Genomic DNA, 13,882 nt, shown 5'->3' with positions numbered 1-13,882 from the left:
GATGAGCGAATGGAAAGCCAAGCGGTTCTGGAAAGACGCGGGCGTTGTCGAGGAAGACGAGGGGTTTGGCGTGCGGTTGGATGGGCGCGTGGTGCGCACCCCGGCCAAGGCCACGCTGATCGTGCCGACGCGCGCACTGGCAGAGGCGATTGCCGCGGAATGGGATGCGCAGGAGGGCAAGATCAACCCCAATACGATGCCCTGTACCCGGTCCGCCAATGCCGCGCTCGACAAGGTCGCGCCGCAACGGGACGAGGTGGTCGAGATGCTGGCAGCCTATGGCGACAGCGATCTGATCTGTTACCGCGCTGCGAGTCCCGAGGAACTGATCAAAAAACAGGCAGAGGCCTGGGATCCGTTGTTGGATTGGACCGAATCGGTCCTGTCTGTAAAACTGCTTCCGGTTGTGGGCGTGGTGCATGTGCCGCAGGACGCGCAGGCGATTTCACTCCTGAAAGCGCATGTGGAGGCTCTTGATACATGGGCCCTGACGGCATTTCACGATCTTGTGAGTATTAGCGGGTCTCTTGTGATAGGATTTGCCGCGCTGGACAATTTTTATCCGGCCGATGTGCTCTGGGCGCTGTCTCGGGTCGATGAAACCTGGCAGGCGGAGCAATGGGGTAAGGACGAAGAGGCCGAAGAGATGGCGGCGCGGAAACAATCTGACTTTCTGCATGCCAAAAGGTTCTATGATCTTTCGCGCAAGGATCGGGCAGTCTGATCCCTGCGTGACTGACGCAAGGGCAACTGCTGGTATGGCACCGGTTTGCAATTGGGTTTCGTGAACAAAGACTTGACGTTTCGTGATGAATCCACACAAACTTGGCCTCACTGAGAGGGGTGAAAACCCTGCCAACAGTGTCAAATGGGTCGTAAGATCCGACAAACCGCTCTTGAAGGGCGGATAATCAGGAAGAGGTAAACATGAAAAAAACCGTATTTTTGGGCGCGCTGACGGTGGCCGGCCTTGCGGCTGGCGCTTCTGCGGCTGCCACGTTGGATGACGTGAAGGCACGCGGCAAGCTGAACTGTGGTGTGACCACCGGCCTCGTGGGCTTTGCTGCCCCCGATGCGAACGGTGTTTGGGAAGGTTTTGACGTGGCTGTGTGCCGTGCAGTCGCCGCCGCTGTGCTGAGCGATGCGAATGCTGTTGAATTCGTGCCGACCACCGGCAAGACCCGCTTTACTGCGCTTGCCTCGGGCGAGATTGACATGCTGGCGCGCAACACCACCTGGACGTTTTCGCGCGATACCGATCTCAAGTTCGATTTCGTCGGCGTGAACTACTACGACGGTCAGGGTTTCCTTGTGCCCAAGTCGCTGGGTGTCAGCTCTGCCAAAGAGCTGGACGGCGCGACGGTCTGCATTCAGACCGGCACCACCACTGAGCTGAACCTCGCGGATTTCTTCCGTGCCAATAACATCAGCTATGAGCCGGTGCCGATCGAGACGAATGCCGAAGGTCAGCAGCAGTATCTGGCTGGTGCGTGCGACACCTACACCACCGATGCGTCGGGTCTGGCGTCGACTCGCGCAGCGTTCGAGAGCCCCACGGATCACGTGATCCTGCCGGAAATCATCTCGAAAGAGCCGCTCGGGCCGCTGGTTCGCCATGGCGACAACGACTGGGCTGACATTGTGCGTTGGACGTTCTACGCGCTGGTTGCTGCCGAAGAAATGGGCATCACCTCGGCCAATATCGGAGAGCTGTCTGCTGCGGCGGGCGACAACCCGGAGATCAACCGTATCCTCGGCACCGAGGGTGATCTGGGTGCGATGGTCGGTCTCGACAACGAGTGGGCCAAGCGGGCGATTGCCGCTGGCGGCAACTATGGCGAGATCTTTGAGAAGAACATTGGCGAAAAGACCCCGATCGGTCTGGCCCGTGGTCTGAACGCTCAGTGGACGCAGGGCGGCATCATGTACGCTCCGCCGTTCCGGTAAAATCTTCTGACGAAGGGCGCGGGTCTCTCCCGCGCCCTTTTCACCTCTAGACCACTTAAAAATCGGCCCACGGCAGAAATGCCGATAAAAATCCGGGTCGAAACACAGGGAAACTCCCAGATGACAACGATGACCGACCCTCCCAAGGCGTCGTTTCAGCTTTCTATGCTGATTTATGACACACGGTATCGCTCTTATACGTTTCAATTCATTGCGCTCATGCTCTTGCTGTTGCTGCTTGGCTATCTCGGGGCCAATTTGGTGAGCAACCTTGCCGCACAGGGGCAGAACATCTCGTTCGGCTTTCTGAGTGATCCGGCTGGGTATGACATCAACCAACGGCCCATCGAGTATGACAGCCAATCGAGCCATATGCGCGCCTCTATCGTGGGCGTGCTCAACACGCTGATCGTGGCGGTTCTGGGCTGTGCTACGGCGACACTTTTTGGCGTGACAGCGGGTATTCTGCGGCTCTCGCCCAATTGGCTGGTGCGCAAGCTGATGGCCGTTTACGTCGAGGCGTTCCGCAATGTGCCGGTGCTGATCTGGATCCTGATCATTGCGACGATCATGACGGCGTCGATGCCGTCTCCCAATCAATTCCGCGGGGATAATGCCGACGCGTCGATGTTGCTGGACGCGTTCGCCTTTACCAACCGGGGGGTCTATGTGCCCGCGCCGGTTTGGGGGGCGGGTTCGCTGGTGGTGGTCCTGACGTTTCTCGCGTCGATTGCGGGGGTGTTTTATTACCGCCGCTATGCGACCAAGCTCCTGTATGAAACCGGGCGGCTCTTGCCGATGGGATGGCCATCGCTGGTGATCCTGTTCGTGCCGACCATTCTGATCTTCTTTGTCTTGGGTCAGCCGATCACTCTCGATTACCCGGCGTTGAAAGGGTTCAACTTTGACGGGGGGCTGCATATTCGGGGCTCGCTGATTGCGCTGTGGTTTGCGCTGGCGATCTATACCGGCGCCTTTATCGCCGAAAACGTGCGGGCGGGTATTCAGGCGGTCAGCAAGGGGCAGACGGAAGCGGCGGCGTCGCTGGGGCTGCGGCCCAAGCGGATCATGAATCTGGTGATCCTGCCGCAGGCGCTGCGGGTGATCATCCCGCCGCTGATCTCGCAATATCTCAACCTCACCAAGAATTCGTCACTGGCGATTGCCGTGGGGTACATGGATGTGACCGGCACGTTGGGGGGAATCACGCTCAATCAGACGGGGCGCGCGATCGAATGCGTGCTGATGCTGATGTTGTTCTATCTGACGATCAGTCTCGCCATTTCGGCGGTCATGAACGTCTATAACAACTCTATCAAGCTGAAGGAGCGCTGAGCATGGCCCGTGATCAACTCGCCTTTGTGCGCACGCGCATGCTGCCCGAAGCGCCGCCTCCAACGGCGCAGACGGGGGCGGTGAAATGGCTGCGCGAGAACTTGTTCTCGTCGCCCGGCAACACGCTTCTGACGCTGGTGTCGGCTTATGTGGTGTTTCAGATCGTTATCTCCACCGCGCCGTGGTTTATCAACGGTGTTTGGGAAAGCCCAAGCCTGACCGCCTGTCGTGAAATCCTAGATGGCAAGATGGGGGGCTGTTTCGCGGTGCTGACGGAGCGCTGGAATCAGCTGTTGTTCGGGTTCAAATACCCATCCGAGCTCTACTGGCGGCCCGGTCTGGCCTTTGTGCTGCTGTTCATTGCCGCCGCACCGGTGCTGTTTGGCAAGGTGTTCCCGCGCAAGATGCTGATCTTTACCGGGCTATACCCGTTCATCGCCTATTGGTTGATCTGGGGCGGGTCTGTGTTGGTGCCGGTCTTTGCCCTCTTGGGGGTGCTGTTGGGCGCGTTTACCTATAGCCGTGTGGTGACGATCAGCGCGGGTGTCGCGGTGATTGCCGCCTTCGTGGCGGCGCTCATCTTTTGGATCCTCTCGGGCTATGTGACGGGACCGATGGAGAATGTGATGGCCATTCAGGCCGTGGCCTCGCGCGATATGGGCGGGTTCATGATCAACCTGATGCTGGGTGTGGTCTGTGTGTCGCTGTCCTTGCCCTTGGGCATCCTGCTGGCACTGGGGCGGCAATCGAGCATGCCGATCATCAAGTGGATCTGCGTGGTTTTCATCGAGTTCATTCGCGGTGTGCCGCTGATCACGCTCTTGTTCGTGGCCAACGTCGTGCTGGCCTATTTCCTGCCGCCGGGGACGAATTTCGACCTGATCCTGCGGGTGATCATCATGATCACGATGTTCTCGTCGGCCTATATCGCCGAGGTGATCCGGGGGGGGCTCGCGGCGCTGCCGCGCGGACAATATGAGGCGGGGGACAGTCTGGGTCTTGATTACGCGCAATCCATGCAGCTGATCATCCTGCCGCAAGCGCTCAAGATCTCGATTCCGGGCATTGTCAACGTGGCCGTCGGTCTCTTCAAGGATACGACGCTGGTCTCGGTCATTTCGATGTTCGACATCGTCGGCATGATCCGTGGTCCGATCCTTGCCTCGTCCGAATGGAACGGGGTTTATTGGGAGCTGTTTGGCTTTGCCTGCGTCCTGTTCTTCATCACCTGCTACGGTATCTCGCAATATTCCCAGTGGCTGGAGCGTCAGCTTCGCACGGATCATCGGTAAGGAGGGTCATCATCATGGCCGCTGAAAAACAATTGAACGTCTCGGATCAGGTTGCCGTCGATATCACGAAGATGAACAAGTGGTATGGCGCGTTTCACGTGCTGCGCGACATTGATCTGACGGTTTATCAGGGCGAGCGGATCGTGATCGCCGGGCCGTCGGGATCGGGCAAATCAACGCTGATCCGCTGTATCAACGCGCTCGAGGAGCATCAGAAGGGCAAGATCACGGTCGATGGCACGCTGTTGTCGAATGACCTCAAGAATATCGACAAGATCCGGTCGGAGGTTGGCATGGTGTTTCAGCACTTCAACCTGTTTCCGCATCTGACGATTCTGGAGAATTGCACGCTTGCCCCGATCTGGGTGCGCAAGACGCCCAAGCGCGAGGCCGAGGAAGTGGCGATGCATTTCCTTGAAAAGGTCAAGATCCCGGAGCAGGCCAATAAATATCCTGGTCAGCTCTCGGGGGGGCAGCAGCAGCGGGTGGCGATTGCGCGGTCCTTGTGCATGCGACCGCGGATCATGCTGTTTGACGAGCCGACATCGGCGCTCGATCCCGAAATGATCTCGGAGGTTTTGGATACGATGATCCAACTGGCTGAAGAAGGCATGACCATGCTCTGCGTGACCCATGAGATGGGATTTGCGCGCAAGGTGGCGAATCGGGTGATCTTTATGGATCAGGGTCAGATCGTCGAGCAGAACGAGCCGGAAGAGTTCTTTAACAATCCCAAGAGTGACCGGACCAAGCTGTTCCTGAGCCAGATACTGGGGCACTGAGGCAAGGAAGGGGGCGCTGCCCCCATCCCGGAGCAAGTCCGGGACTCCCCCGGAGTATTTTGAGAACGATGAAAGGGGTGGCGCTGCGCCGCCCCTTTGCTGTCAGACCCAAGTGGTGCGGCGGTCGCGCAGGTGTTGGATCGCGGCGCGCAGGTCATCGGCGATGGGGCCGGGGCGCGGGGTGTCGCGCAGGGTGTCGATGAGCGCATCGTCAGGCAGGGTCGGGCGCCGCGTCCATGAGAGCGCGGCCAAGATGGCGCGGGCGGGTTCGGGCAGGCGGTCGGGGATTTCGTTGTTGTTGAGGGTGGCCCAGACCCCGGACCAGAGGCGGCCCACGGTCCAGGGATTATAACCGCCGCCGCCCAGAACGAGGAGGCGCGGGGCGAGCGGGCGCAAGAGTGCCACCGCTTCCCAATGGGCGTTGTTGGAGAGGCAGAGGCGCGACAACGGGTCTTCGGCCACGGCATCGGCCCCGCATTGCAGGATGAGCGCCTGAGGGGTGAAGGCTTGCACCGCCGGAAGAATGACCTCGTGCAGGGCCATGGCAAAACCGCTGTCGTTGGTGGCGCGGGGCAGGGGCAGGTTGATCGCATGGCTGCCCGCGCGGTCATGGAGCGTGCCGGTGAAGGGCCAGCGCCCGGCCTCATGGGTGGAGATCATCAGGACGCGGGGGTCGCTGTGGAAGGCGGCGGCGACCCCGTCGCAATGATGCGCGTCGATATCGACATAGGCGATGCGGCTGAGGCCTTGGGCCAGAAACGCCTTGATCGCCAGCACCGGGTCGTTGAGGTAGCAAAACCCGCCCGCGTGATCGGCCATGCCGTGATGTGTGCCGCCGCCGGGGTTATAGGCTGCGCCGCCCGTCGCCAAGAGGTCTGTGGCCAGAAGCGAGCCACCGGCGGCGGTGGCGGGGCGGCGGAACATCTCTGGATAGATCGGATTGGAAAGCGTGCCGATCTGGTGGCGGGCGCGGATTTCGGGGGAGACTTGGCCGGATGTCTCGGCCTCTTGCAGAGCGGCGATATAGTCCGGGGTGTGCCACGCGGTCAGCGCCTGCGGCTTGGCGCGGGGGCTGGTGCGGTATTGCGCCGGCGGCAGCCAGCCCAGAGCGCGGCAGAGGTCGATCACGGTGGGCACGCGGGGGATCGAGAGTGGGTGGCGCGCCCCGTAGGAAGAGCCGCGATAGATCTCTGATCCGATAAAGAGCGGCGGTTGCATGCGCCGGTTATGGCAGGTCGTGCGGGGTGAGGAACTGCACCACCGTGCCGGTGCCGGGGTGCAACGCGGACCAATCGTCAATGTCGAACCGGGCGATGAGCGTGGCGCCGGTGGGATAGTCGTCGAACCGCTCGTGATCCGGGGGGGCGGCGACCAACAGGGCCGCGAATTCCGCGATGCCGGGGTTGTGGCCCAGCATCAGCACCTGATGGCCTGTGGCGTGGCGCAGAACCGCCAGCATTTCGTCAGCCTCGGCCAGATAGAGCGCGTCATTGAGGTCTGGCGGTGTCGCGAGTTTGAGGCGGGCGCAGGTTTCCTGAGTGCGTTCCGCGGGGGAGCAGAGGATCTGATCGGGCAGAAGGTCTTGGGCGTGGAGCCAGCGGCCGAGGGCGGTGGAGGCCTTGCGCCCGCGTGCGTTGAGGGGGCGGGCGCTATCGGGGAGGCGGGGATCGCCCCAGTCAGATTTGGCGTGGCGCATGAGAATGAGCGTCTTCATCCAAAGTATCCCATGTGAAAGGCGGATTGTTCTTCGCGTCGCCCATAGGATTGGCTGAGCGGGCAGGCGCGGCGCACGGCACAGCCGCGCGCGCGGCAGTCATTTCCGGGACGGTCGAGATCGGATTTGCAGGCGGGGACGTTATAGGCCTCGGGGATCAACGCATCCACCGGGCAGGCGCTGCGGCAGGGTTGATCCGTACAGCTATCGCAGGGGCGTTGACCGGGAAGCGGAAGCGCGAAGCGGTCCGGGAAGGCGAGCGCGCCGCGATAGGAGATCATCAGCCCTGCCTCGTCATGCACCAAGAGGCCGACGGGCGACGGCCAAGCGCGGGCGCTGCGGCGCGCCCAATCGGTGAAGGGTTGCCAGGGTGGGCCGGAGAAGGGGAAGACGGGCATTGCCCCAAGTGCTGCGGCCATGGCCGTGATGACGCGGGTGGACCAGCGGTTCATCGGGTCGCGCGCGCCGTCCAGGTATTCGGGCGTTGCGGTGAAATGCGCCCAAAAGCCCGGCTCGGCGGGGCTGAGGAGCACGAGGGTCTGATGGCCGGGCACTTCACCGGGCGTGAGATGCAGCGCGCCCGACAGGGTCAGATGATGCGCGCGCGCGAGGTTTGCGAGCGCCGGGGGAAGGCCGGGCACGCGCGGCGCTCAGCGGGCGCGGGGGTGTTGCACCCGCGGGCCAGCCTCGCCCCGGATGAGCGAGCCAGCGCCATGTTCGGTGAACAGCTCGAGGAGCGTCGCGTTGGGCGCGCGCCCGTCGAGAATGACCACGGCGCGCACGCCGCCGTCGATGGCGGCAAGGGCCGTTTCTGTCTTGGGGATCATGCCGCCTGCGATCACGCCGTCGCGGGTCATCTGGCGGATTTGCTCGGCGCTGAGTTCGGTGACAACGCGCCCCTCGGCATCGCGGACCCCGTCGATATCGGTGAGAAGGAGCAGGCGGTCGGCCTTGAGGGCGGCGGCGATGGCGCCGGCGGCGGTGTCGCCGTTGATGTTGTAGGTCTCGCCCTCGCGGCCCGCGCCCAAGGGGGCGATCACGGGGATCATGTCGGCGGCAAAGAGCGTGTGCAGGATGGTGGGGTCGATCTCGGAGGGCTCGCCCACGAGACCCAGATCAGGATGCGAGGGGGTGCAGGTGATGAGGCGGGCGTCTTTGCCCGACAGGCCCACGGCGCGTCCGCCCTGACCGTTGATCGCCGCCACGATGCGTTTGTTGACCTGACCCGAGAGGACCATTTCCACCACATCCATGGTGGCGGCATCAGTCACGCGCTTGCCGTTGACGAAGTCTGATTTGATCTCGAGTTTTTCGAGCATCTGATTGATCATCGGCCCGCCGCCGTGGACAATCACCGGGTTGACGCCCACTTGCTGCATCAGAACCACGTCGCGGGCGAAGGTTTCCATCGCCTCGTCGCTGCCCATTGCGTGACCACCCAGTTTGATGACCACGATGGCCCCGGTATAGCGTTGCAGATAGGGCAGGGCCTCGGAAAGGGTGCGGGCAGTGGCGATCCAGTCGCGATTCATGTCTCTGGCCTTCATGCTGGTCTCCAACGCGGGGTTGCAGACCTCAATACAATCTGCGCGGGGTGGTGCCAAGGGCCGTTGCGGCGGTGCTGGAACGGGCTAGGCTCGCACGCAACGAAATTCATGGCTGAGAGAGGTGCACCATGTCCGAGATCAAGACATTGCTGTTGACGGGGGCGAGCCGCGGGATCGGTCATGCCACGGTGCGGCGCTTCAATGCGGCGGGGTGGCGGGTGATCACCTGTTCACGCCAGCCCTTTCCAGAGGAATGCCCTTGGGGCGGCGGGGCGGAGAACCACATTCAGATGGATTTGGCAGACCCGCATGATGTGATCGCCAAGGTCGACGTGATCCGCGAGCGGTTGGGCGGGCGTTTGGATGCCTTGGTCAATAATGCGGGGATTTCGCCCAAAGGGCCGGAGGGGGAGCGGCTGGATACGTTCACCACGGATTTGCGGACCTGGGGTCAGGTGTTTCACGTCAATTTCTTTGCCTCGGTGGTTCTGGCGCGCAGCCTGCGCGACGAGTTGGCGGCGGCCAAAGGGGCGGTGGTGAATGTCACCTCGATTGCCGGGAGCCGCGTGCATCCCTTTGCGGGCGCGGCCTATGCCACATCCAAGGCGGCGCTGGTGGCGCTGACCCGCGAGATGGCGCATGATTTCGGCCCCTTGGGTGTCCGGGTCAATTCGATCGCACCCGGAGAGATTCGCACGGCAATCCTGTCGCCGGGCACGGACAAGCTGGTCGAGAGCATCCCGATGCGACGGTTGGGCGAACCTGATGAGGTGGCCAACACGATCTTTTTCCTCTGCTCCGAAGGGTCGTCCTATATTTCCGGCACCGAGATCGAGATCAACGGCGCGCAGCACGTGTAACGAAAAACGGGGCGTCTGATCGGGTTCACATCGCCCCTGCTCCCAATCCGGGGCCTCCACGCGGCCTCGGCGAGGTCCCGGGTCAAGCCCCGGACGTGTGTGTTTTCGATGGGGCGCAACACGCCCTAACGAAAATGGGGCGGCCAGAGGGCCGCCCCATCACACTGTTCCGTGAGCGTTTCGATTACTTGGGCATGATCACGGTGTCGATCACATGGATCACGCCGTTGGTGGCCTCGATATCCGCCTGCACCACTTTGGCGCCATCGACGGTCACGCCGTCAGTTGTGCCGATGGTGACCTCGCTGCCCTGAACGGTCGCGGCTGTCATGCCGTCCGAGAGGTCGGTCGACATCACCTTGCCCGGCACCACGTGATAGGTGAGGATCGCGGTCAGCTTGTCCTTGTTCTCGGGCTTGAGCAGGTCTTCGACCGTGCCTGCGGGCAGAGCCGCGAAGGCGTCATTGGTGGGGGCAAAGACGGTGAAAGGGCCTTCGCCCTTGAGCGTATCGACAAGGTCAGCGGCCTGCACGGCGGCGACAAGCGTCGAGAAGCTCTCGTTGCCGGCGGCGATGTCGACGATGTCCTTGCCGTGATTGTCGGCAAAGGCGGGGCCGGCCATCAGGGCGGCGGCGGTCAGGGCGAGATAGGTTCTGCGAAACATGTTTGCGTCTCCGTTTAAGTGTCCGTTTCCATGACCCCGGTGTCGGGATCATGCGGGGCTTACGGCGGGGGGCGGGGATTGGTTCACAGGGGTTTTCCGCCGACGCGGTTTGACGCGCGGCTCAGGCCCGCTAAGCCGGGGCGCTTTGAAACATCCAATCACGTTTTTGTGAAGGCGCGGAAAATTTCCTGCGGTTTGGGGGTGATCCAGCCGGGTGTCCTGCCGCCTCGGCGGGGGGCGGGCAATTGGCCCGATCCTCGCCGAGACGTGCTGAAATGTGGGCTGCGAGCGTGTTTTGCCAGCTTGTTTGGCGGGTCCGAATGGCGCAGGTTGCGCGCGACGCCCTGAAACGGGCGAGGGTAGGGATCATTGGAGATTTCAGATGGGGTATGTGACGCAGATCCTCGAGGTTCTGGCGCTGTTGTTCGTCTTTGCCTTGGGCGCGGTCGTGTTCATGGTTGCGGTGTTCTACATCCTGGACAAGACGCAGCCCGGCGATGCGATCCGGCGCAATTATCCGGTGATTGGCCGGTTCCGGGGGTTGTTCACCAAGCTGGGCGAGTTTTTCCGGCAGTATTTCTTTGCCATGGACCGCGAGGAGATGCCGTTCAACCGCGCGCAGCGCGATTGGGTCAGCCACGCGACCAAGGGTGGAGGCAATACGATTGCCTTTGGCTCGACCCGTAATCTCGGGGTGCCGGGCACGCCCATCTTTGTGCCTGCGGTGTTTCCGCCGCTGGATGATCAGTTTGCTATGACGGCCCCAATGCAGATCGGGCCGACGGCGGCCATTCCCTATATGGCCAAGTCGATTTTCAACATCTCGGGCATGAGCTATGGCGCGATTTCGCGCCCGGCGGTCGAGGCGCTGAGCCGGGGCGCGGCCAAGGCGGGCATCTGGCTGAATACAGGCGAAGGGGGGCTGAGCCCGTTTCACCTGATCGGGAATTGCGATCTGGTCTATCAGATCGGCACCGCCAAATATGGCGTGCGCGATGCGCTGGGCAATCTGAGTGATGCGCGGCTGCGCGAAGTATCTGACAACCCCAGTATCAAGATGTTCGAGTTGAAGCTGGCGCAGGGCGCCAAGCCGGGCAAGGGCGGCATTCTGCCGGGTGAAAAGGTCAATGCCGAGATCGCTGCCATTCGCGGGATCGAGATCGGCAAGGACAGTATTTCGCCCAACCGTCACGCCGATATCAATGATTATGGCGAGTTGCTGGATGTGATCGGTCACATCCGAGCGGTGACGGGTCGCCCGGTCGGGTTCAAGACGGTGATCGGATCGTCCGAGGCGTGGGAGCCACTGTTTGAGATGATCATGGCGCGGGGGCCAGACAGCGCCCCGGATTTCATTGCGATTGACGGGGGCGAAGGCGGCACCGGGGCCGCCCCCATGCCGCTGATGGATCTGGTGGGGATGCCCATTCGGGACGCGCTGCCGCGTATGGTCGATCTGCGGGATCGTTATGGGCTGAAGGATCGGATCAGGATGATCGCGGCCGGCAAGCTGATCAATCCCGGTGATGTCGCCTGGGCGATTTGTGCAGGCGCGGATTTTGTCACCTCGGCGCGCGGTTTCATGTTCAGCCTTGGCTGTATTCAGGCGCTGAAGTGTAATCGCAACACCTGTCCCACCGGCATCACCACCCATGACCCCTATTTGCAGCGCGGTTTGGTGGTCGAGGATAAATACCTCAAGGTTGCCAATTTCGCCAAGTCGGTGATCAAGGAGGTCGAGACCATCGCCCATTCGGTGGGGGTCGCCGAACCGCGCCTGATGCGGCGGCGGCATGTGCGGCTGGTGCAGGCGGATGGCACGTCAGTGGCGTTCAATAAAATCCGGCCAAGTTACAATGCGGACGCGGGATTGTGACCACGCGTTGAAACCCTGCGGTGGCGAGGGCCGTGTCTGTCTCTATATAATGGATGAACCAATAGGAGAGATGACATGGCCCATCGCTGGATTAACACGCTGAGTGACACGGATGTGACGCCTGAGGCGGCGTTTTTCAATCGCCGCCAGATGATCGCTGGGGCGGCGGCTGGCGTAGGCCTGAGCCTGATGGCGCAGCGCGCGCGCGCCGAGACCCTGGAGCCCAACGACTGGGACGATATCACCACCTATAACAACTATTATGAGTTTGGCACCGACAAGGGCGATCCCGCGCGCAATGCCCGGACGCTGACCGTCAGCCCCTGGAGTGTGACCATCGACGGGCTGGTGGACCGACCGGGTGACTATGCCTTTGACGAGATCATGGCCAAGATGACGATCGAAGAGCGGCTCTATCGGTTCCGCTGTGTCGAGGCGTGGTCGATGGTGGTGCCGTGGAACGGGTTTGAACTGGCTGATCTCTTGGAGCTGGCCGGGGTACAGAGCGGCGCGAAATATGTGGCGTTTGAGACGGTACTGCGGCCCGATGAGATGCCGGGGGTGCGGTATCCGGTGCTCGATTGGCCTTATGTCGAGGGGCTGCGTCTGGATGAGGCGCTGCATCCGCTGACAATCATGGCCACTGGTATCTATGGCCGCGATATTCCCAATCAGAATGGCGCGCCGCTGCGTCTGGTGGTGCCGTGGAAATACGGGTTCAAGTCGATCAAGTCGGTGGTGCGGATCACGCTCACGGATAAGGAACCGCCGACAAGCTGGAACAAGGCCAATGCCGGCGAATACGGGTTCTATAGTAATGTGAACCCGGAGGTGGATCACCCGCGCTGGTCTCAGGCCTCGGAGCGGCAGATCGGTGGCGGGCTGTTTTCCTCGCGTGTGCCCACGCTGATGTTCAATGGCTATGGCGATGAGGTGGCGGGGCTCTATGCGGGCATGGATCTGAAAAAGAACTTTTGATGGTGCAGGACCGGATCAACGCGCTGGCCCGGCGGGTGCCGGTCTGGGCGGTGTGGCTTCTGGCGCTCGCGCCGGCGGTCTGGACCTTCTATCTCGGCCTCACTGGCGGGTTGGGGGCCGAACCGATCAAGGCGCTGGAGCGTGAACTGGGCGAGATCGCGTTGCAGCTGGTGATCCTCGGGTTGTGCATCACACCGCTGCGGCGGCATCTGGGCGTGAACCTGATCCGGTTTCGCCGGGCGGTGGGATTGCTGGCGTTCTCTTATGTGTGTCTGCATCTGCTGGTCTGGCTGGTTCTGGATGTGCAGATCCTTGCACAGATCTGGGCGGATATTATCAAGCGTCCCTATGTGACGGTGGGGTTCAGCGCGTTCCTTTTGATGATTCCGTTGGCCATGACGTCGAATGACTTTTCTCTGCGCCGGCTTGGGCCGCGATGGCGGCAGTTGCACAAGCTGACCTATGGGGTGGCGGTGCTGGGGGCGGTGCATTTCGTCTGGCTGAGCAAAGGATTTCAAATCGAGCCGCTGATCTATCTGGCCGTGATTCTGGGGCTTCTGGTCTTGCGGTGGCGTCCCAAGGCACGGATTAGCAGGGCATGAGCCGTCCTCAGGCGGGTGGATTCACCGGGTCTTGGGGGTAAGTCTGTGGATAACCCTAGATGTGGGAGTGGGGCGGGAATTGCCTTGGTAAGATTGTTGCGCCAGAGCGCCGAAATCTTGGCAAAGCATCCCTTAACCCATTAATATTTAGTGAAAATCCGGGTTTTTGAAAAAAAAATGACAAAAGCCGAAAAAAGGGGTTGCGACTCTTCTGGGGTAACCGTAAATACCCCTTCACCGGCGCTGCTGAGGCGGTTGTTGGGACGCGGGACGGACTTGGGGCGG

At 61.7% G+C, this 13,882-nt stretch carries 14 protein-coding genes; 9 read left to right on the top strand and 5 right to left on the bottom strand.

Annotated elements, in window-relative coordinates; all coding sequences use genetic code 11:
* Window position 1 precedes the first annotated feature (1 nt).
* From ACSSVY_RS17085 to ACSSVY_RS17065, 5 genes are all read left to right on the top strand, one after another.
* The gene (locus ACSSVY_RS17085; protein WP_454270776.1) at window positions 2-724 is read left to right on the top strand and encodes an ATP12 family chaperone protein; all 723 of its coding nucleotides are present in this window, start codon (window positions 2-4) and stop codon (window positions 722-724) included.
* 203 nt (window positions 725-927) lie between these two features.
* A complete protein-coding gene (locus ACSSVY_RS17080) occupies window positions 928-1,947 on the top strand; it encodes an amino acid ABC transporter substrate-binding protein (RefSeq protein ID WP_454270775.1) in 1,020 nt (339 codons plus the stop codon).
* Between the two features lie 120 nt (window positions 1,948-2,067).
* Window positions 2,068-3,282 (top strand): amino acid ABC transporter permease, encoded by a 1,215-nt coding sequence (locus ACSSVY_RS17075; protein ID WP_454270774.1) that lies wholly within the window; start codon window positions 2,068-2,070, stop codon window positions 3,280-3,282.
* A 2-nt stretch (window positions 3,283-3,284) separates the two neighbouring features.
* Window positions 3,285-4,574, top strand: coding sequence for an amino acid ABC transporter permease (locus ACSSVY_RS17070; RefSeq protein WP_454270773.1), 1,290 nt, complete (start codon window positions 3,285-3,287; stop codon window positions 4,572-4,574).
* Window positions 4,575-4,588: 14 nt separating this feature from the next.
* Complete coding sequence (locus ACSSVY_RS17065) at window positions 4,589-5,356, top strand: amino acid ABC transporter ATP-binding protein (protein WP_009817373.1); 768 nt, start codon at window positions 4,589-4,591, stop codon at window positions 5,354-5,356.
* A 102-nt stretch (window positions 5,357-5,458) separates the two neighbouring features.
* Here the strand turns inward: ACSSVY_RS17065 and ACSSVY_RS17060 are convergent, their stop codons facing one another.
* Genes ACSSVY_RS17060 through argB form a run of 4 tightly spaced genes read right to left on the bottom strand, consistent with a single transcriptional unit; the run spans window position 5,459 to window position 8,617 of the window.
* Window positions 5,459-6,574, bottom strand: a complete 1,116-nt coding sequence (locus ACSSVY_RS17060; protein ID WP_454270772.1) for an acetoin utilization protein AcuC — start codon at window positions 6,572-6,574, stop codon at window positions 5,459-5,461.
* Between the two features lie 7 nt (window positions 6,575-6,581).
* A complete protein-coding gene (locus ACSSVY_RS17055) occupies window positions 6,582-7,070 on the bottom strand; it encodes a SixA phosphatase family protein (protein ID WP_454270771.1) in 489 nt (162 codons plus the stop codon).
* On the bottom strand, window positions 7,067-7,711 hold the full coding sequence (locus ACSSVY_RS17050) for a ferredoxin (protein ID WP_454270770.1): 645 nt from the start codon (window positions 7,709-7,711) through the stop codon (window positions 7,067-7,069). Before ACSSVY_RS17050 ends, ACSSVY_RS17055 begins: the two co-directional genes overlap by 4 nt.
* 9 nt (window positions 7,712-7,720) lie before the next feature.
* Window positions 7,721-8,617, bottom strand: coding sequence for an acetylglutamate kinase (argB, locus tag ACSSVY_RS17045; protein ID WP_454270769.1), 897 nt, complete (start codon window positions 8,615-8,617; stop codon window positions 7,721-7,723).
* Window positions 8,618-8,745: 128 nt separating this feature from the next.
* Here argB and ACSSVY_RS17040 point away from each other — a divergent pair, with 128 nt between their 5' ends.
* The gene (locus tag ACSSVY_RS17040; RefSeq protein WP_454270768.1) at window positions 8,746-9,477 is read left to right on the top strand and encodes an SDR family NAD(P)-dependent oxidoreductase; all 732 of its coding nucleotides are present in this window, start codon (window positions 8,746-8,748) and stop codon (window positions 9,475-9,477) included.
* Window positions 9,478-9,661: 184 nt separating this feature from the next.
* Here the strand turns inward: ACSSVY_RS17040 and ACSSVY_RS17035 are convergent, their stop codons facing one another.
* Window positions 9,662-10,141 carry a fasciclin domain-containing protein gene (locus tag ACSSVY_RS17035; RefSeq protein ID WP_454270767.1) on the bottom strand — a complete coding sequence of 160 codons (480 nt, stop codon included), beginning with the start codon at window positions 10,139-10,141 and terminating at the stop codon, window positions 9,662-9,664.
* Between the two features lie 382 nt (window positions 10,142-10,523).
* Between ACSSVY_RS17035 and ACSSVY_RS17030 the strand changes: the two genes are divergently transcribed.
* The 3 genes from ACSSVY_RS17030 (at window position 10,524) to msrQ (ending at window position 13,597) form a co-directional block, all read left to right on the top strand.
* Window positions 10,524-12,017, top strand: a complete 1,494-nt coding sequence (locus ACSSVY_RS17030; protein WP_454270766.1) for an FMN-binding glutamate synthase family protein — start codon at window positions 10,524-10,526, stop codon at window positions 12,015-12,017.
* Between the two features lie 75 nt (window positions 12,018-12,092).
* Entirely contained in the window at window positions 12,093-12,995 is a 903-nt protein-coding gene (msrP, locus tag ACSSVY_RS17025) for a protein-methionine-sulfoxide reductase catalytic subunit MsrP (RefSeq protein ID WP_454270765.1), read from the top strand.
* Window positions 12,995-13,597 carry a protein-methionine-sulfoxide reductase heme-binding subunit MsrQ gene (msrQ, locus tag ACSSVY_RS17020; RefSeq protein ID WP_454270936.1) on the top strand — a complete coding sequence of 201 codons (603 nt, stop codon included), beginning with the start codon at window positions 12,995-12,997 and terminating at the stop codon, window positions 13,595-13,597. Before msrP ends, msrQ begins: the two co-directional genes overlap by 1 nt.
* Window positions 13,598-13,882 lie beyond the last annotated feature (285 nt).

Source organism: Roseovarius sp. MBR-51 (genome assembly GCF_053628575.1).
This window is presented reverse-complemented; position numbering and strand designations above follow the sequence as displayed.

Bases quoted from the DNA above. Each gene is read 5' to 3' on its own strand.
- ACSSVY_RS17085 (WP_454270776.1), top strand. From the start codon at position 2: ATGAGCGAATGGAAAGCCAAGCGGTTCTGGAAAGACGCGGGCGTTGTC.
- ACSSVY_RS17080 (WP_454270775.1), top strand. From the start codon at position 928: ATGAAAAAAACCGTATTTTTGGGCGCGCTGACGGTGGCCGGCCTTGCG.
- ACSSVY_RS17075 (WP_454270774.1), top strand. From the start codon at position 2,068: ATGACAACGATGACCGACCCTCCCAAGGCGTCGTTTCAGCTTTCTATG.
- ACSSVY_RS17070 (WP_454270773.1), top strand. From the start codon at position 3,285: ATGGCCCGTGATCAACTCGCCTTTGTGCGCACGCGCATGCTGCCCGAA.
- ACSSVY_RS17065 (WP_009817373.1), top strand. From the start codon at position 4,589: ATGGCCGCTGAAAAACAATTGAACGTCTCGGATCAGGTTGCCGTCGAT.
- ACSSVY_RS17060 (WP_454270772.1), bottom strand. From the start codon at position 6,574: ATGCAACCGCCGCTCTTTATCGGATCAGAGATCTATCGCGGCTCTTCC.
- ACSSVY_RS17055 (WP_454270771.1), bottom strand. From the start codon at position 7,070: ATGAAGACGCTCATTCTCATGCGCCACGCCAAATCTGACTGGGGCGAT.
- argB (WP_454270769.1), bottom strand. From the start codon at position 8,617: ATGAAGGCCAGAGACATGAATCGCGACTGGATCGCCACTGCCCGCACC.
- ACSSVY_RS17040 (WP_454270768.1), top strand. From the start codon at position 8,746: ATGTCCGAGATCAAGACATTGCTGTTGACGGGGGCGAGCCGCGGGATC.
- ACSSVY_RS17035 (WP_454270767.1), bottom strand. From the start codon at position 10,141: ATGTTTCGCAGAACCTATCTCGCCCTGACCGCCGCCGCCCTGATGGCC.
- ACSSVY_RS17030 (WP_454270766.1), top strand. From the start codon at position 10,524: ATGGGGTATGTGACGCAGATCCTCGAGGTTCTGGCGCTGTTGTTCGTC.
- msrP (WP_454270765.1), top strand. From the start codon at position 12,093: ATGGCCCATCGCTGGATTAACACGCTGAGTGACACGGATGTGACGCCT.
- msrQ (WP_454270936.1), top strand. From the start codon at position 12,995: ATGGTGCAGGACCGGATCAACGCGCTGGCCCGGCGGGTGCCGGTCTGG.